At 57.5% G+C, this 17335-nt stretch carries 16 protein-coding genes and 1 pseudogene; 9 read left to right on the plus strand and 8 right to left on the minus strand.

Annotated features, from left to right (window positions below; translation table 11 throughout):
- Positions 1-47: 47 nt before the first annotated feature.
- From J3R84_RS37055 to J3R84_RS37065, 3 genes are all read right to left on the minus strand, one after another.
- Positions 48-1079 carry a DUF1254 domain-containing protein gene (locus J3R84_RS37055; protein WP_057216407.1) on the minus strand — a complete coding sequence of 344 codons (1032 nt, stop codon included), beginning with the start codon at positions 1077-1079 and terminating at the stop codon, positions 48-50.
- Between the two features lie 134 nt (positions 1080-1213).
- Positions 1214-1558: a YcgJ family protein gene (locus J3R84_RS37060; RefSeq protein ID WP_082523523.1), complete on the minus strand. Its 345-nt coding sequence runs from the start codon at positions 1556-1558 to the stop codon at positions 1214-1216.
- Between the two features lie 99 nt (positions 1559-1657).
- Positions 1658-2476, minus strand: coding sequence for an acid phosphatase (locus J3R84_RS37065; RefSeq protein ID WP_057206666.1), 819 nt, complete (start codon positions 2474-2476; stop codon positions 1658-1660).
- A gap of 204 nt (positions 2477-2680) precedes the next feature.
- Here J3R84_RS37065 and J3R84_RS37070 point away from each other — a divergent pair, with 204 nt between their 5' ends.
- Positions 2681-3370: a Crp/Fnr family transcriptional regulator gene (locus J3R84_RS37070; protein WP_057206664.1), complete on the plus strand. Its 690-nt coding sequence runs from the start codon at positions 2681-2683 to the stop codon at positions 3368-3370.
- 545 nt (positions 3371-3915) lie between these two features.
- Here the strand turns inward: J3R84_RS37070 and J3R84_RS37075 are convergent.
- The gene (locus J3R84_RS37075) at positions 3916-4146 is read right to left on the minus strand and encodes a helix-turn-helix domain-containing protein (protein WP_200957348.1); all 231 of its coding nucleotides are present in this window, start codon (positions 4144-4146) and stop codon (positions 3916-3918) included.
- 131 nt (positions 4147-4277) lie between these two features.
- Between J3R84_RS37075 and J3R84_RS37080 the strand changes: the two genes are divergently transcribed.
- The 6 genes and pseudogenes from J3R84_RS37080 (at position 4278) to J3R84_RS37105 (ending at position 12065) form a co-directional block, all read left to right on the plus strand.
- Entirely contained in the window at positions 4278-4997 is a 720-nt protein-coding gene (locus J3R84_RS37080; RefSeq protein ID WP_225906364.1) for a hypothetical protein, read from the plus strand.
- On the plus strand, positions 4998-5429 hold the full coding sequence (locus J3R84_RS37085; protein WP_225906365.1) for a hypothetical protein: 432 nt from the start codon (positions 4998-5000) through the stop codon (positions 5427-5429).
- Between the two features lie 438 nt (positions 5430-5867).
- A pseudogene (locus J3R84_RS37090) lies at positions 5868-6138 on the plus strand (IS30 family transposase); the annotation flags it as partial.
- Positions 6139-6372: 234 nt separating this feature from the next.
- Positions 6373-6990 (plus strand): hypothetical protein, encoded by a 618-nt coding sequence (locus J3R84_RS37095; protein ID WP_203528533.1) that lies wholly within the window; start codon positions 6373-6375, stop codon positions 6988-6990.
- A 1509-nt stretch (positions 6991-8499) separates the two neighbouring features.
- A complete protein-coding gene (locus J3R84_RS37100; RefSeq protein WP_203528535.1) occupies positions 8500-10305 on the plus strand; it encodes an ATP-dependent nuclease in 1806 nt (601 codons plus the stop codon).
- Positions 10290-12065 (plus strand): UvrD-helicase domain-containing protein, encoded by a 1776-nt coding sequence (locus tag J3R84_RS37105; RefSeq protein WP_225968634.1) that lies wholly within the window; start codon positions 10290-10292, stop codon positions 12063-12065. Before J3R84_RS37100 ends, J3R84_RS37105 begins: the two co-directional genes overlap by 16 nt.
- 336 nt (positions 12066-12401) lie before the next feature.
- On the opposite strand, the gene J3R84_RS37110 is transcribed toward J3R84_RS37105, so the two are convergent.
- On the minus strand, positions 12402-13328 hold the full coding sequence (locus J3R84_RS37110) for a DUF6615 family protein (RefSeq protein ID WP_203528537.1): 927 nt from the start codon (positions 13326-13328) through the stop codon (positions 12402-12404).
- Here J3R84_RS37110 and J3R84_RS37115 point away from each other — a divergent pair.
- Both J3R84_RS37115 and dinB read left to right on the plus strand, forming a co-directional pair.
- A complete protein-coding gene (locus tag J3R84_RS37115; RefSeq protein WP_203528539.1) occupies positions 13308-13607 on the plus strand; it encodes a hypothetical protein in 300 nt (99 codons plus the stop codon). The two genes, J3R84_RS37110 and J3R84_RS37115, sit on opposite strands and share 21 nt — an antisense overlap.
- The gene (dinB, locus tag J3R84_RS37120) at positions 13592-14638 is read left to right on the plus strand and encodes a DNA polymerase IV (protein WP_373688536.1); all 1047 of its coding nucleotides are present in this window, start codon (positions 13592-13594) and stop codon (positions 14636-14638) included. Before J3R84_RS37115 ends, dinB begins: the two co-directional genes overlap by 16 nt.
- A gap of 23 nt (positions 14639-14661) precedes the next feature.
- On the opposite strand, the gene J3R84_RS37125 is transcribed toward dinB, so the two are convergent.
- The 3 genes from J3R84_RS37125 to J3R84_RS37135 all read right to left on the minus strand — a co-directional run bounded on the left by J3R84_RS37125 (position 14662) and on the right by J3R84_RS37135 (position 17332).
- Positions 14662-14988, minus strand: a complete 327-nt coding sequence (locus J3R84_RS37125; RefSeq protein WP_239637608.1) for an excisionase family DNA-binding protein — start codon at positions 14986-14988, stop codon at positions 14662-14664.
- A 564-nt stretch (positions 14989-15552) separates the two neighbouring features.
- On the minus strand, positions 15553-16194 hold the full coding sequence (locus J3R84_RS37130; protein ID WP_203528542.1) for a PIN domain-containing protein: 642 nt from the start codon (positions 16192-16194) through the stop codon (positions 15553-15555).
- Positions 16148-17332, minus strand: a complete 1185-nt coding sequence (locus J3R84_RS37135; protein WP_203528544.1) for an XRE family transcriptional regulator — start codon at positions 17330-17332, stop codon at positions 16148-16150. The genes J3R84_RS37130 and J3R84_RS37135 overlap by 47 nt, the downstream gene beginning before the upstream one ends.
- Positions 17333-17335: the final 3 nt, after the last annotated feature.

Genomic DNA, 17335 nt, shown 5'->3' on the forward strand with positions numbered 1-17335 from the left:
GATACGCGTGCGGGCGAAATCCGATCCGCCCGCCCGCATGAGCCGTCTTACGGCAAGGGTTGTGGCTGCGGGAAACTCCATTCGCCGCTCAATATCTCGGCACGCGGCTGATAGAGCCTCACCGTATAATTCCAGCCAGGCACGGTCGGCAGGCAGTTGACGATGTTGCCGTCGCAGCCGCCGAACTGGATGGTGATCGAGCCATCGTCGCTCTTCTTTGCCGTCAGGTTGTTCAGCGAATAGGCGTTGTATGGGTTCTTCTCGAAGTAGCCCTCGGCGTTGTAGACGCTGACCGACCAGAAACTATCGACCGGAACGTCTCCAACCTTGAGCGTATAGACGGTAGCTCCATCGTTCTTGGGCGCGTCCCCGCTGAGGTAGGTCGCATCTTTGGCGGGATTTCCGCCCCAGCCGGTCGCGGTGCCGATCAGGTGCCGGATCGGATCGACGGCTTCCTTTGTGCCGAAGGCGTTGTTGTAGTCGGGGATCGTCGAACCGAGGACGAGCAGGGCTTCGCGTATCTTCGTCTGGCTCGCTTGATCCCAGTTCGGCACCTCGAAATTTCCGGCGCCTGCCAAGCTGACCTTGATCGCGTCCTGAAGCTCATGAACCTGGTCTACGTCCTTCGGATCGGCAGGATCGACCAGCGTGCGAATCGCGACAAACACGTAACGCGTGCCGACATTCTCCTTCGTCAGCGTATAGCTGCCGGCGCCGTAGAAGACCGACGGCACATAGTGGTCCTCGCTGACTACCTGCATCGACATGAAGCGCTGGCCCGCATCGGGTAGCGTGACCGTGACGGGGCCGGCGTCGAGATCGAAAACCGCCTCCGAATAGAGCGTGTCACGATTCATGCGGATGACGTTCTGGTTGTCGATGGAGACCGGTTCGCGGCTATGGACGAACTGGCCGAAGCCGCCGTCCTTCACCGTCTTGCCTATGTACAAGTCGGACTCGGCGCGGACGAAATTCTCGACGCCGACGGGGGTTGCGGTGGTGGAGGGGGTCTGTGCGTTCGCACTCCCAAGCGTCGCCACAGACGCGGCGACAACGCAGATTACAGGCAAATACGGCATAAAATCTCCTCGATAATGCAATAGGTTACTTAAATCCCTAGCTTTGGGATTTTCTGTCGGTTGGCTTTCCAGATCCCCGCCGCGCACTTTGCTGCATCCTCCGAAAATTCGGACGTCCGCCGGCGAGGGAATGTTTACCGGTGAAATAGGAGACGCGTGTACGTCCTGGTGATTGTGGCACTTCGCTTGCCGTCCGCATCGAAGTATCTGTCTTCGCGGCATAGCCGCTCTTTGACGTCGCGGAAGATGCCATTGGCGAAAGTGAACTCCGCTTGGTCGAAATCACCCTGTGAAAACCGTTTGATTGCAGCCTTCTTACCAAGGTGCTTTTGCGTCAACCGGCGCGAAACACCCGTATTGTCGGCGCACATGTAGCGGTCACAGAGCACGCCTTTCTCCGGTGAGCGTAGCCCGCCCGCAGAAGAGGGTTTCCAAACGCTGCAGCCAGGAGGAGGCAGGAGGCGCTTTCTCGCTCGCATGGGGGACCACCGTGTCGCGGTTGTTTGCTGAGGGCAGAGCCGGACGCTAGATCAACCGGCTCGTGGAATACTTGAAAATTGTACAGAAGCCCGAGAATATTATCGTGCCGACAGAGCGGCTTCTTCCGCAACGCAGCTTGATGCCTCGGCCGCCCCCGCAGTCTTCAATTCGTCGCGTGCCGCCGCGACATCCGAGAGGAACTCTGCATTGTTATGCAGTTTTGCGACCGTCGCCGCACCCATAATGCGTCCCGCATCGACGTCGCTCTGCCAATGTGCATCACAAATTACGCGGCTCTGGCCGAATTCTATGCCGCGTTTCATCAGGAAATCGGCGCGTTCCGGGCTGATTTCGCTCAACACCAGCGCCCAGGCCCAGCCAGCCGCGGTATGGCCTGAAGGATACGAGCCGTCGGTTCGCAGCAGCGGCTCCTGATCGGGATAGCAGGTGCCTTCGTTATGGACCACGAAAGGACGAGTGCGATTGTAGGTGTTCTTCACGCCATACGTCGACAGGCCTGCATCAGTCAGGACCTTCTGCATCAAGCGATATAGGTGAGGGGTCTTTTCTTCATCAATATCGACGCCCATTGCGCAGGAGAAGTTTTTCGCCGGCTGCGGGAATTGCAGATCAGCGTCTGCGCGCGCCAGATCCCAGCGCGGCGTACCGCGCAGAGGTATGGTTGCGGCTCTCAACTCTTCGTCACGCGCAAGCGTCGCAGTACCGTCGGCCGGCGGCGGGGCAAGCAGCACAAGGCTATCGGGCAGATCCTTTTGCTTGAGATAGCCCGAAGCCAACTGGAAATGTGGATCCGTAATCTCTGGCTTTGCGGCGGTTTCTGCCGCGGCCGGTTCTATGCCTTGGCCGGCAAGTGCGATGACCGAGCACAAGGCCAATTGATAGATCTTCGATAGCATGCAAGAGCTCCTGGATATGCGATCTCGAGACGACCACATACGCGTGGCCGAACAATTCGATGGGGATGTGGGCAGGCATCAGCCGTAAACACGTAGAGAAGCCGGCTTACCCCTGATCGTCGCGGCCTCTTTCTTCTCGCCATAAAGTTGATACAGAGCTTTTGAACGGCACATTGTGTCGAACCGCACAATCTGGAGAAGAAAATGGCGCGTATGTCACGGGCGCATGCGGAACGCATCATGTGCGAGGCTGGGTGGCTGGCTCAAATGCCTGAAGCCTTCAGGGTACGCTTGCTGCAAAATGCGCTACTTCTGAAATTTGACGCAGGTCAGGTCATATTCCGTCCGGGCGACCCGGCCGGGGGCATTTATGGTCTTGTTTCAGGGACTGTGACCGTGGACACCGCGCCTCTCGACTCAACGCCGCGCCTGATCCACATCGCCGTACCCGGCGGATGGACCGGCGAAGACAGCTTCATGACCGGCAAGCCAAGACGGATCGAGCTGTTCGCGCGGAGCGAAACCTGGGTGATGCACGTCCCGCTGGAGACGATGGAGCAGATGGCCGCATCTGACCCGAACAACATTCGGGCTTTCGGCGTTATTTCTATCTTGGCGGCGGATAAACTACTTAGAATCGTACATGATCTGCAGAAGAAGAGTGTCAGCTCAAGAATTGCGTCAGTTCTGCATCGCATGTCCTGGTCGACAGATGCTCCTATTTCCGTTTCCCAGGAAAATCTCGGTATCTTGACGAACACATCCCGCAAGCAAGTCAACAGCGCCATCCAACGTTTCGTCGAGGCCGGTTGGATTGAAACCGGTTATCGCTCAATAATCGTTACCAACCCGTCGGCTTTGCGGCGGCATGCTGAACAGGATGTGGCAGACTGATATGTTTCAGCGACCAGAGAGCCCTGTTGTAAAGAACGAAATGGGTGCGGAATGGGATCTTTTGTGTTCACGACTACGTCAATGCGCGCGAGTCCGCCTGGATGCTTCGCAGAGATCGTGCGATACGCGAGCTGCTGACATGATCCAGGCGACGCTGCTCAATGGGAGCAATCCGCCGCGCTAAATCACGAGAGCGGCACTTTGGGTTCGAGTGGTGGCGCTATTTACCCCGCGCATATCTGGCCGAAAAAGCTAGTCGGCTTCGAGCCACCAACAAGAATGAGCGTACGAAGCGCCAGCAGCGCAGCTGACAGAGCCCGTTCGCGCGCGGTTTGACCGGTTAAAAAGCCTCGTCTCGGAGGATCAGCATCGCGACGGCAAACGGCCGAGATCCGGGAAGCCTAGGCCCGGCAAGCCGCTCCAATTGAAAAGCGCCCTGCCCTCACCTGCCCGACCGGACCAGCAAACCTGCGTATCGATGATACCGTCTCTGGCGGCCGTTGGATCCTCATTGAGACGATGCAGGGCGCATGCGTGGATGCCGCTCAATCTCTTGGTTTGGAAAAGCGAACGCCGACGCCACCACCATTTTCTGGGATGAACTCGATGCCGGCTTTTTCAAAAGCAGCTTGCACGACGTCCATGGTTGAATCTCGAAGCCGCTCGCCTCGTTCCAGTCGGGCGATGGTGTCAGGTGACACGCCGGCATTTTTTGCCAGATCCCGAGTGCCCCAGCCCAGCGCCACACGCGCCATTTTACACTGAATTGGCGTCATTTCGTAACACCGATACGATTTTGTATTGAAGAGAACGGCATTGGCAGCTATCGTATCCACGTTACGAATTTAAACTCGGCGCCGCTCCCCAAGCGGCCAAGACCAAAATCTAGTTTCAGAGAGCTTGGATCATGGCTGATTCTGAGAATAGCAGAACTTTGCCTGCAATCACCCGTAGAGAAGAAAATTTTGAGAACGGCGCGATCGAAAAGCTACCGTACGTGATCGACCGCCGAAACCTTCTGCCGGTCGCGGCGCGCTTTCTGAGCGCCCGTATTGCCGATCCGAACGGCCCGCGAAGAGCGAGCGGCCCAACGCCTGTCCGCGAAATGTGGCCACGATGGTATGCCCGTCATAAGCAACTGTTGGAGGCGACGCGCTTCAGACAAAAGCTAGAAGCAGAAATGCTGGAGCAGGCCGGCGGTTTTCCGGTTGCCGAACTGCAGATTGTTGGAAGCAACCAGCCGGTGGTGGTGCACTCTTTCGCCGAGCTCAATCGCCTGACCCAGGTGGATGCCGACCAACTGTCTCGGTCAAGGACTGAACTTCGTCAGCGCCGGAAACAATGGAAAAAGGCCGACAAGCACCTGGGCTACAGCGACGCTGTTACCCTGGAACAGGAGCTCGCGCGACATCTCGGAATATTGGGCCGTGTCATGTGGATCACGAGGCCGTCCTGCCTGATCGAAATCACCGCGAAGTTCCATTGCCTGATCGTGACACACGATCCGGGCTTAAAGCTCGAAGAGGCACCCTGGCCAGAGCTGCGGACCATGCTGAGGGATCTTATGCGCATGGAAGAACGGGCCGGCGAGACACGGGCTTGTCGCTCGAGCCTGGAGGCAAGCTGAATGGACCTGGCCTATCCTGATCAATCAGCAAAGGTTCGAGACATTCTGGCCTTGGCGACGCAGTACCGAGACGCGGCCGTCACGCTTGGTGAGGGCGTGTCCAAGTCCGGCCACCCGCCGCGACGCCTTCTCGCTCTCCATTCCATTGAGCTCCATCTGAATGCTCTCCTGCTTGCCAAGGGCCTCGATCGCGACACCGTAAATGGCTTGCAGCTCGATCTTGGCGAGCGGACACGAAGAGCAGTGGACGCCGGCCTCGTTCTACGCAGGCGCACGGCGGAGCACCTGGCCAGTCTCTCCTCAAACAGAGAGTATCTCGTCATCCGGTATCGTCCAGACCTGACTGCCTCGATCTCACAGATGAGCCGGCTTATGGCGACCCTTGATGAACTCTCGCGCAAGGTCAGAAAGATATTACGGGCTTCGTCGTGATCGAAAAAACCCGTCACCCAGGCTGCATTCTCCGCACCACGCATGCCTGGTTCACAACGTCCTTCGCTGCCTTTCGGGCCGCCGGGTTTTGGAGCGGCCGCACCCGCGGTTGCTCGTGGTGCATGGCGTGGGCCACTTGGATTCTCTTCGTTGAACCGGTGCGGTAGAAGGCTTCGCTCACCGCCTCTTCATCGGGTTTTGAAGTTGCCCGCAGCCGCGGCTGCGGGCCTTTTTTTTCAAAGGTCGAGTTCGGTCGGCATAACTCGCTTGGGGAATGGCGCGCGCAGCGATGGAAGTTTAAAGACTGGCGGACGGTGGCAGCCGTTGGGATATTCGACGCGTCGGCACGAGGCGACGCTCGAATATCCCTCGCCCATCATTCCGGCTCACGCTGCACCGCGGTCGTCAAGCCAAGAGCGCGGCCGCGCACCCTTTGCGGTGTCACGGCGACGTCGCCCACACCATTTTGTCGAACGCAAGGTGCCGATCAATGAAATGGCACGCCCACTCGGTCGGCATCGATTGAGGATCTATCGCGAGATCAGCGCAATACACTCCTCGATCGCGAGCTGCCGGGATATGGCGGTTACTTCTCGACGGTTGCCGACGACATCAGCAAGAGCGTCGGCGGCGCTTGAGGAAGCTCAGACGTCATCCGCAATTGCGCGAACTGGTCTTCGACAGATTGAAGGCCTATTGGTCGCCCGACTGAACCGATCGGAAGCGGCAACATGCCGCCAGCCCGGGATGTCGATTTCTATCCTTCGCCTTGAACGGAATCGAACCCTCGGCCCGGGAAAACTCTCTTCTCCACAAAAGTTATGCCAACGGCGAGATTCTGATGGCACTACGTTATTTGCTTTGATGCAACGGTTGCACAAACGATCGTTTGCACAACACGTAAATGGAAGTAGCATCGCCGCACCCACGCCCAGGGGGGACAATGCGAACGTTCGATTCTTGGATTTCAATTTCTGGCACCATCTTTTCTGCGGTGGCGGCGATCGCCGCTAGTGCAGCGCTCTATCACAGCTCTCAACAGGTGAGCCTGGCGAGAGAAGCGTTAAAGTCGAACGATCGCAATCAGGCGTTCGTTACCTATCTTAACGAGGTAGGGGCCTTCTGTGAGAGCCTGGATTTCAGCCAAGGTCAAAACGAACTCGAATGGAGTACATTCAAGAACGGCGCGCGGGTTAAAGTGTTCGCAAGTTACCGCTTCAATATGCTGGTAAAAAAAAGTAATGCCGCGATCTTGCTGGAAGCCTCCCGAAAAAAATATCGTGCAATTCAAGATGCCGGCATCAGCCTACAAGTCTGGCTCGACGACGGTGACTACGATGCCATATTTCGCGCGATGGATGGCCTGCATCGCGAATATTTAAGAAGGCTCCAGGCTACGGCAGCCGCCGGCGACCCCCAGAAGTATTTCGAATTGGCTGCGCTTTGTTACGGCATGCGGGACGCACTAATCGGGTGGTACAAACAATGCGAAACTCCTTTGTCGGAACGGATTCCGACGCTTTCGGATGTCACGGTTATCGTGCGCCCTGGTGCCATCTGATGCCCTCACGAGACCATCGGGCTGAAATAAGAGCGTATGAAATCTCCTGCGGTGCCCCAGCTCTCCCAGTCGAACGCGCCTTTTTCATTCTCACTCATGACCGCCCCCTAAGCAGTGTAAGTTTTATTTGCGAAATCCGGCCCAAAGCGAATCTATTAAATTAGATATCAGGGTTAGTTTCAGTGTAAACGCATCTCTGGCATAAGAATCTCCGCCGCGCATGAAAAATACTTCGTAAACTTTGCCCACAATATACAAAAACGCTAACCACAGTACTATAATTATGCTGTACTGACTAACGCATAGCGCAGCTACAATTCCTATTAATACCAAGCGATATAGCAATATGTGGGAGCGTATTAGATCTAACATTTCTGTTCCGTTTCAAATTCACGCACCGTTCTGGCCAGACGTTAGAAAAAGCGCTTCCAGGTTAGGTGTTATCGTCAGATTTGGTATTACGAGTAGCGGTAAAGTTGCAATAGGATAAAAAACCCAACTGCGTGAATGGATTACTTAAAAGTCAGTTCCTTACGAAACAAATGTCCACTCCTTACTGCGCTCTATCGCCGAAGCGTTGCTGAGCCCGCAAGCTGGCAGTCTTCGAACCGCCTGCCCTGGATTGCAAGTCCACCGCCTCTCCGACTGCTGCGTTTGGCTCTCGGCCATTCGGCGCGCGACGTGGGGACGCTACCTATTAAGGCCGGATGCTCCTCGCGCGATTTAATCCGGGTTGGACGGTGGTCAGCGCTCCGGCGTTCGTCATCACCAAGCCTTGGGATGGCAGGGCTAAGTCCAAATAGTGTTCAGCTCGCATCGTTTGGCCGCCGAGGAAATCTCGCCAGTTGGAGATGGTGTCAGCGATCTGCACATTCCCTACGACTCCCTACGGGATTTGTTACCGAAACCCGTGACAACATGGTGGCGACAAAGGGACTCGGGAACAAGGCCGCGAAACAGATCGCTGCTCAATGGAGCGATAACAATGCTGAGAAGTTCCACAAATTGGAGCTTGCCATTATAACGCGTCTCTTTCATTGCCCTTCTTGAACGTTGATGTGGTCGTGTTCCCGGAGTTCGCTCGCTACCTGGCCTCGACGAGCACGAAGCGATGGATTAGCTATCGCGAGGAGCTTCTTTCACCGATCCGGACGTTGCGGTATCTGCACATTCCGGACGATACATTATGCGATCTTTTTGGCCCAAAAGGTGAACATCACAGCAACACGCGGTGCAACGCTCGTGGGAGCACGAATCTGTCCGCCCCTAAGGCGACGTCCACGCTTAGGTCTGTGGACGGCAGCATTGCGCCCCCCCATGTCAGACGTTCAGAGGATAGGTGTTTGATCCTGATAGCTGTCGTTCGTCTGACCTGCCATTCATCCAGCGGCGATTAGAGCCTCGGCGGTTCTGAGGCAGTGCGAAATTGATAAACACACTTGTCTTGATCGTGCCCTCAATGCAACTATAGATGGCGGCAATTGGCCGCTCGACAGTCGGGTAGAAATGATGCGAGTAGCTCGAATTGTGATTCAGAATTTTCGTACGTTCGCGTCACTCGACGTGAATGTCGCGGATGATCTGTGCTGCATCATCGGAGAAAACAATACTGGCAAGACCGCGATCCTTCGCGCAATCCAGATTTGTCTAGACAATATGCTGCCATCGAGTTTCCGGTCGCTGCTGCGCGAGGACATCCACTCGGCGATCGATATCGCCGAGCCAAGCCAGGTTCTGATCGGAATTGAGCTGACTGGGTTCGAGGGGCGGGTGAACGAAGAGGCGCTGGTCAGTACCTGGAAGACGGCTCCGGACCGCGCGCGTATATTCTACCGCTTCCGCCCGCGCCCAATTGTCCGGGAGCAGCTTGCAAGTGGCGACATTGCACCCGGGGCGTTGACCCTTGAGGACTATCAGTGGGAAATCCGCGGTGGCGGTGATCCTGCGATCGACCTTACGGACATTGCCTGGAATGACGAGGGGATCGGCGAGTCCGTGCGCTTCGCCGATCTGCAGTCTTACCTCCTCGTTCATCTGCCCGCGCTCCGCGATGTTGAGAACGACCTGCGCAATCCCCGCCAGTCACCGCTCATTCGCCTGATCGAGGCGTTCGAGATCGATGCGGCCGAGCAGGATGCCCTGATTGCAATCCTCGACCAGGCCAATCAGGCAATCGCGAACTCGGCGACTATCGCCGAGATAGCAGGGGCAATCGACGCACGGTTCAAGGATGTCTCTGGCCCCGCGTTCGAGATGGACGCCGCGCTCGGCCTGTCCGCCGCGACCTTCCGCGCGATCATCCGCAACCTGAAAATCATTCTGTCGGATCTGTCACTCACCTCGTTCGAACCCGGCCGCAACGGTCTTGGCATGAACAACATCCTCTACATCGCGATCCTGATGGAATATCTACAGCGGCGGATCGCGCTCAACCGCTCGGCCGGCCAGTTGATCCTGATCGAGGAACCCGAAGCGCATCTCCATCCCCAGTTGCAATTCTCGCTGATCGCGGCACTGCGCGCGATCGGCGTGCAGACCATCCTGACCAGCCACAGCACCCAGGTGACCTCGCAGGTTCCGCTGAGCAGCATTGTATCGCTCACCAAGCGCGAGGACGCGACCATTGCTGCCGGCAATCTCGCGCTCAATGCGGCGCTGACCGCGCCAGAGATTGCCGATCTCGAACGCTATCTAGACGCAACCAAGAGCGCATTGCTTTACGCCCGCAAGGTCATGCTGGTCGAAGGGCCAGCCGAAATGTTCCTGATCCCGGCGCTGATCGAGCAGGTGTACGGCGTGAAGCTCGAGCGGCTCGGTATCTCGGTTATTGCGATCCACGGCGTCCATTTTGACGTCTATGCCAAGCTGTTCCGCACCGGCTCGCTCGAGAAGAAATGCGCCATCGTGGCCGATGCTGACATGAAGCCGTCCGACGCCGAGGACTTCGATCCGGAAACCGACGCCCCCGATCTGGTGGCACTGGAAAGCGACTTTGTGTCCACATTCGCGGGCGCCACTACTTTCGAACGCGAGTTGGTATCGGTCGGGCGCCTGCCGATGCTGATTGAGACCGTTCGTGCTCTCGACGCGCCGCAGATCCTTGCGCAGATGGAGAATGGGCTCACAACGCTTGCGCTTGGGGGACTGGGCCTCGCCGAAGAGACGGCGCTACGCGTCGAGCTTGGCCGTATCACGCTCAATACGGCCAAGCGCTTTGGCAAAGCGCGTTTCGCGCAGATAGCAGCGCGCTACGCTAACCTCGCGACCGATCTGCCGCCCTATATCGAGGAGGCCTATGAGTGGCTCACCGAATGATCCGGCTGACACCCGAACAGCGCGAGGCTGTCGAACATGACGGCAATCTGTTGCTGACTGCTTGCCCAGGCAGCGGCAAGACGCGGGTCATCCTCGCCAAGCTGCTGACGCTGGCCGATCAGGTCGTCGGCACGCCCCAGTTCATCGGTTGCATCACCTATACCAATGCCGCGGTCGATGAGATCGAGGCCAGGTTGCGCACCTACGGCAACAACGCGATCGCGGACCGCTGTGAAATCTCAACGATCCACGCTTTCTGCCTGCAATTCATTCTGCGTCCCTATAGCTGGCTGATTCCCGAGGTGCCGGCGTCGTTTCAGGTGCTCTCCCGCGAGAACAGCCTGTTCGAGCAGATCGTGACGGCGGTCGAGGACGCCTTCGGTCGCATGCCCGCCGGGCAGGTGTTCGAGGACTATGAATCGCTTCGCATCGACGTGAACGGCGAACCCTGCGGCCAGGGTATCGAGTCCGGCATCGTCACCTATGAATCCGCCGCGCTCTATTGGGAGCGGGTCCGCGCCCACGGATACCTCGATTTCGCGATGATCCTCTATTATTCATGGAAGATTGTCGAACAGCATCCGTTCGTCGGACGCGGCATCGCGAGCCGCTTTGCCTGGCTGCTGATCGACGAATTCCAGGACACCACAGACATCCAGATCGCCATCTTCGGCGCACTCCAGCATTTCCTCCACACCCGCTTCTTTCTCGTCGGTGACCAGAATCAGTCGATCATGCGCTTCGCCGGCGCTCGCCCCGAACTCGCCGAGCAGTTCGGCGATCAGATCGGCGCGCACCGCGACACGGCCTTGACTGGCAACTTCCGGTGCGGGCCGGCGATAGTTAGCACTGCATCAACACTGATCCCGACCGTGCCGGCGATGCAGTCGGCGGGCGATGCAGCCCAGCTCGCGGCGCAAGTGAACTACGTCCATGTCGGCCGGCCGATCGACGCCATCACCGACCATTTCCTGCCCGCCCTGCAGGATGCCGGCATCCCGCTCGGCAAGGCCGCTATCCTTGCGCCATGGTGGACGCATCTCATCCCCGTCGCCCGCGCCCTCCGCGAATTGGACGTGCCGATCTTCGGTCCGGGTGCACGCCCGTATAGACGTCGGCGTCTGCTTGCCGGACTTGCCGAGCAACTCGGAGCCTGCGCCGAGGCCGGCAATTACCTCGGAATCCCGGGTGTCGAGCGGGCACTGTTTCGGCTCATCGGCGACCTCACCGGGAACTCGCGCTATGACATGTTCAGCTATCAGGGGCGTCGTGTGGCGCTCGGCCTTATCTATCTCGCTCGCGAACTTGCCGACCAGCATCCCGGCGGCGTCGCTTGGCTGCGCGCCATCGCCCGCGAAGCTGGTGACTATCTCGATTGCGAGGAATGGTTGCCGGGCGGCGCCAAACAGCCGCTGATCGATTCCGCCGAGGAAATGCTGTCCGACATGCAGGCCAGCAAGGTCGATCTCGCGAATCTGCTGATCTCGGATATGGGCCTGTTCGCCAATCCCGAGCAGGCGCTCAAGCTGATCACGCTACACAATTCCAAGGGCCGCGAATTCGATGGCGTCGCCCTGATCTGCATGAACAATGGCAGTATCCCGCATTTCTCGACATCGACGCAGGAGGCGTATGACGAGTCTCGGCGGCTATTCTACGTCGGCCTAACCCGCGCCAGGCGCATCCTCGTTGTGGCGTCCGACCAGTCTCACTGGAAGAACACTCCGACCCCCTTCATCGCGGAGGCTGGCCTTGAATGAGACCATGCTTGTTGCGCATCGTTCGACGGCCGGTTGTGGTCGGTCGCTGAACGGCCGCTTCTTAAAAGTAGGTAGCCAAAGCGGACTATCCGCAACCGGCCCATTTGAGACGCTCGGATCATACTGGCCAGTATCCGCTCCTACAACGGGAAGCCGGCAACATGCCGCCCGGTCCGGATGTCCTACGCCTTGAATGGATTTGAACCGGCGGATCCGCAAAGGACCCGCAATTTAGCGTCCTAACTACCTGAGAATTTATGATATATCTCCTTTGTCACATATAGGATCGCCATCCAGCGGCCCGTTTATGAAACGGGTTCACCCGCGATCCAGAATCTAGTTGCCGCCTCGGCCAGCCGCGCGAATGATCGACGGATGTTCGCCAGTCATCATCGTCGAGAAAATCACCCGCGGTCGGGAAAGCTCCTTGCGGTCTGCACGTGTTACGTTGCCGTCGATAGCCCTTCGTATATCCTCCGGTATGTTATCGGTCGCGGTAATGGAACGCGTAGGGATGTCGATGATCGGACCCTTATCCCTGAGGTTTTCAAAGCGCCGCTCAAGACGTGCGGCGACAACATCTGGATGAAATGCAGGTGCAAAGGGAAAAACGCCCCGTGGTCCGCCGCTGATCTGAAAGCCAATTGTTCCCCGCGGCGACGGGCCTGACTTCGGAAGAGACACGAACGGCCAACATAGAATGTCGGAGAGCGGCATGAATGATGCGCGCCAGGTTTCAACCCTCTTTCGTTCCCGTTTGCAGCCACCGGCAACCACCGGTGCGACCTGATGGGCAAACACCAGGTTGATGCCCTCCACAGCAGGCTTGGTGGCAGACTTCGCCGATAGAGCTGAACTCGGATGATAGAAAATGTAGAGCGGAAGCGTGGACATGCCGTCTGGCGAGCTGCCGGCGAAAGCCATCAAGGTCTTGGCTTGCTTTCCCTTATCATGGTCAAGATGGTGATAGTACCAGTATCCACCCTTCGACTTGGCGAACTGGGCGCGCTTCGCCTGCAAGATGATCCGCAGATACCGTCCGCCCCGAATGTCCTGTGGAGCGGCGAAGATCCAATCCATATCACCACCGCTAGTCGGCTCGTCGGGAAAATCGACACGTATGCCAAGCGGCTCCAGACCGATCAGGCTTGCCATTAGAAAATCGGTCACGCTCTCTTCGCGGAAGTTTCGCTTAAGGCCGCGATCCCTTTCGAGCAATTCTGCAACTTTTGGCGGAAAGGAATGAGCGAGATCGCAAAGCATACTGCAAAAATCCAAGCGACAAATTCTTTGGGTGTGTTCAAGGGGCATAGCACACCAAAAGGTGTCGGCACACAAACGCAGTGCAAATTCCGCGCCTTTATGGAAGCCCACCTCCTCGCCTTAATAGTCGGTGATCTTAGAGAAATTGTCTTCGGCATCGTCCTTGCCCACGTCGTGCCAACTCGACGTGTCGATATATATGTTCTTCTTTTGTTCTTTTCATGCTATCGTCTGCGGGATTACACCTCTTCAGGCTTTTCCAGATGTCACGAAAGATAATTCATATAGACATGGACGCTTTTTATGCGTCAGTGGAGCAACGTGACAATCCGGCGTTGCGCGGCCTTCCGATCGCTGTAGGAGGCTCGGGGGCGCGCGGTGTTCTAACAACCGCGAGTTATGAAGCGCGCAAGTTCGGTGTCTACTCGGCAATGCCTTCGGTCACCGCAGTTCGCAAGTGCCCAGACCTGATACTCGTAAAACCGCGTTTCGAAGTCTATCGCGCCGTGTCACAGCAAATCAGAGAGATTTTCTTTGACTACACGCCGCTTGTTGAACCGCTGTCGCTCGATGAGGCTTACCTGGATGTTACCGAGAACTTCAAGGGAATGGGGATTGCGACCGAGATAGCTTCCGAGATTCGAGCGAGAATTCTGGCCGTGACCGGCCTGACGGCTTCAGCGGGCATATCGTACAACAAGTTTCTCGCAAAAACCGCGAGTGACCTCAACAAACCAAATGGGCAGGCCGTCATCGCGCCCAAAAACGGGCCTTCATTCATTGAGCGGCTCCCCGTCAAGAAATTCCATGGTGTTGGCCCTGCTACGGCAGAGAAGATGCATAGGCTGGGGATAGAGACCGGCGCGGATCTGAAAGAGCGACCAGCCGAGTTCCTGACACAGCACTTCGGCAAGGCAGGCGCGTACTTCTATGGCATCGCGCGCGGGCTCGATACCCGGGAAGTGCAGCCTGATCGAGAGAGAAAATCGATCGGCGCCGAGGACACGTCTCATGAAGACGTTTTTGAGCTCGAGACTGCACGCGACCAATTGCTTCCACTCGTATCCAAGGTGTGCCGGTTCTGCAGCAACAACGACACCGGGGGAAAGACCGTAACGCTGAAAGTCAAGTATTCCGACTTTCAGACGATTACCCGCAGCCGAACCTCACCGGTGGCCAATCGCACCGAGGCTTCTGTCTGGATGGTACTGGAGCCTTTGCTCCAATCCGTATTCCGACAAGAAAGGGTATCCGTCTGCTCGGTGTCAGCCTTGGAAGCTTGGAGGGAGCAGATCAGAATCCGTAGCTAGATCTTGCTCTCTAGGCAGAGGGCTTAAGGCTTGGCACCCAGGTCGTAACCACCAAGCTCTTCGCTGATCGTGGTCAATCGATCGAGCGCCGCTAGGCGTTTAGCATCACGCGCGGTCTTGAACGCTTCAACATCGTTGGCACGGAGCAGGCGATGCGTTCCGACCTTCTCTGCACCAATCTCACCCCGATCGATCAAGCGAACGAGATATTGCCGAGATACAACCAAAATCTCTGCTGCATCTTGGGTAGACAAGAGCTTTTCATCGGCAAGCACCGTGACATGTCGTCCCTCGGCCACCAACTGGGCTACGCGGAGCATCACGTCGGAAAGAACACTTGGCAATTCCACTGACTCGCCACTGACCAGGACGATTTGTACGGACTCTGGCTGCTTGGTCGAGCGAGAGACGAGCATTTTCGCGAGGCGCGCAGCGGCAGTCCTCTCCAAGGGGAGAACTGTACTAGACGACTGTTCCGATATTCCTGAGGAAGGATTGCGATGTGATGTAGCCACGGGCGCAATAGGACTGGACGCAAGCCGGCAGACGCAGCCGACACTTTGCGTGAGGTTATGGATGAAGCATTCCCCGAGGCGATGGTCGAAGGGTAGGACGAACTTGAACCAGCGATGACGCAACTACAGCAAAGACCGGCATGTTGCGGTGGCCGCAGCGGCATCGGGCGCGGTTGCATTTGTTACCACGAAAACCCGGGACTTCTATGATCTCCCAGCTGGTATCGGTAGGGCGCATCCTGATGCGCTTTGTTCGACGCAACGACTTCGAAGGTAAGCGACGTGCTCCATCGGCGAGCTAGCGGCTATCGCAGGCCGACGCTTTGTCGTTGAGCACATGAACGAACAGGGCTAGCGGAGCGCTCTTGCAGACCAGGCCCGACTACTGACGTGTGCCGCTCACACGCTGTCGGCAACCTGTCGCAACGAGGCCGGAAGACTTCGGCAGGCGGCAATTCGTGGCCCGAGTAGCTGGGCAATGAAACTATGATGGCGCTCGGGAATACCCATCCTGGCTCCGGTAAGTCCGTTGAAAACAAGGTCAGCAACTTGCTCACGCCCCAAGGCGGACATAACCAGATCCGAACATAGGATATCAGCGGTCGCGATCACTTGCAGTGCAGCAAATCGATCCGCGGCAATCCTGAGCGCCTTGCGTTCATCAATGACGACCGTTCGACCGTGCATCACTCCGAGCGCAAGGGTCGCAGCCTCACCGTCGTCCAGCGTCTGTTCAGCGGTCCCGGTGACAAGACTGGCGAAGATGAGCTCTCCGTCATCATCGAACGGAACGAATTCGAGAAGTCTATCGTCAACCAGTGCGCGCGCCAGCCCTGCGTCGTCGCGCCCATTGAAACGGTCAATCAGAAGCTCATCTCGCACAACCGTGCTCGCGCAGAGCGTCACTCCGAATGCTCGGACGATATCCGACGCCCGGCCCGTTGCGTTTAAGTTGATGATCACGCTCGAATCCACAACGAGGGGAGCCGAGATTTCACCGGAGAATAGAGGTTGCCGCATTGGGCCCACTTTCTTCGGCATCTATATCCATGAGAATGTCGCGCACTTTGACACGGTCCAGGCGTAACATTCTTGAAATCTGGCCTTCGCTAAGAAGTCCTCGTTTGGCTGCTTGGTAGGCCATGAGGCCGGTCTTGATAGGAACTGGTAGCGCCGCGTCATCCTTCATTCGATCATTTTGGGCCACCTCCCCCAAGACCTGCCTGACATGATCATCCGTGATGCTTCCATTTGCTTGAAACCAGTCCCAGGTTCCACGTTTGGTCAGCTGCAGCTCTTCGAGCCTTCGCACCATTGCCTCTCGCGAAACGTGAAAGAAATGCGCAAGAACGATTACGTGGCGGCGAGTGAGGCTGGAAGCGCCGGCAGTCACCTCTTCGAATTTCTGCCGGACGGCCTGAGCTGGAGTAAGGAACCCCCGCGCAAAGGCATTGGCATATTTTTCCTCTCGGGAGCTTTCCAGTTCGTCAATTTCGCTGACTTCAGCCTGCATTCGCGTCGCCACCAGATGGCCAACCTCGTGGGCTGCAGTCTGCGTTCGACGATCGAGGGGATGGCTCGCGTTCAGGAGGATGCAAGCGCCAATCGACTCTTCGAATGCGAAGAGCCCGGAAATTTTTCCGGGTAAGCGGCGGACATAGAGGCGAACACCCATCTGCATTTCCAGAACGGCGCCGATATCAGATATAGGCGCCAGTCCGAGCCCCAGCCAGTGACGCAGCTCCAGCGCATGTTGCTCCGCCTGCTGGCGAACATCCCCCGCCAGGATTGCGCGCTCGGGCGGAAGGTTTCGGACGTGGGCGATACCAAGAAGCGTTTCCAGCTCGACATCCGCACGGACAAGCTGGGCCATCAGTTCCGCTGCCGTATTGACGACCGGTTCGTCATGATCGGCCAGCTTGCGGAACTTAGGCGTGAGCTCAACATGAACGGCTTCTTTGCGCAGCAGCGCGTTCACGCTCGTGCCGTAGAAGTGGGCGAGTTGCTGGAGTTCGCCAATCTTGACCCTGCGTGCGCCCTTCTCGATTGCAACGAGGGTGGTACGTGCCGCACCGATCACCGCTGCCGCATCCGCCTGCGTCTTCGCTGCGTTTTCGCGGGCGATGCGCAAGCGTTCGCCGATCTGCTCCGGACTGAGCTGCTCGTGACTCTCGCTCATGAC

This window comes from Ensifer canadensis (assembly GCF_017488845.2).
In the GTDB taxonomy this organism is placed as follows: domain Bacteria; phylum Pseudomonadota; class Alphaproteobacteria; order Rhizobiales; family Rhizobiaceae; genus Ensifer; species Ensifer canadensis.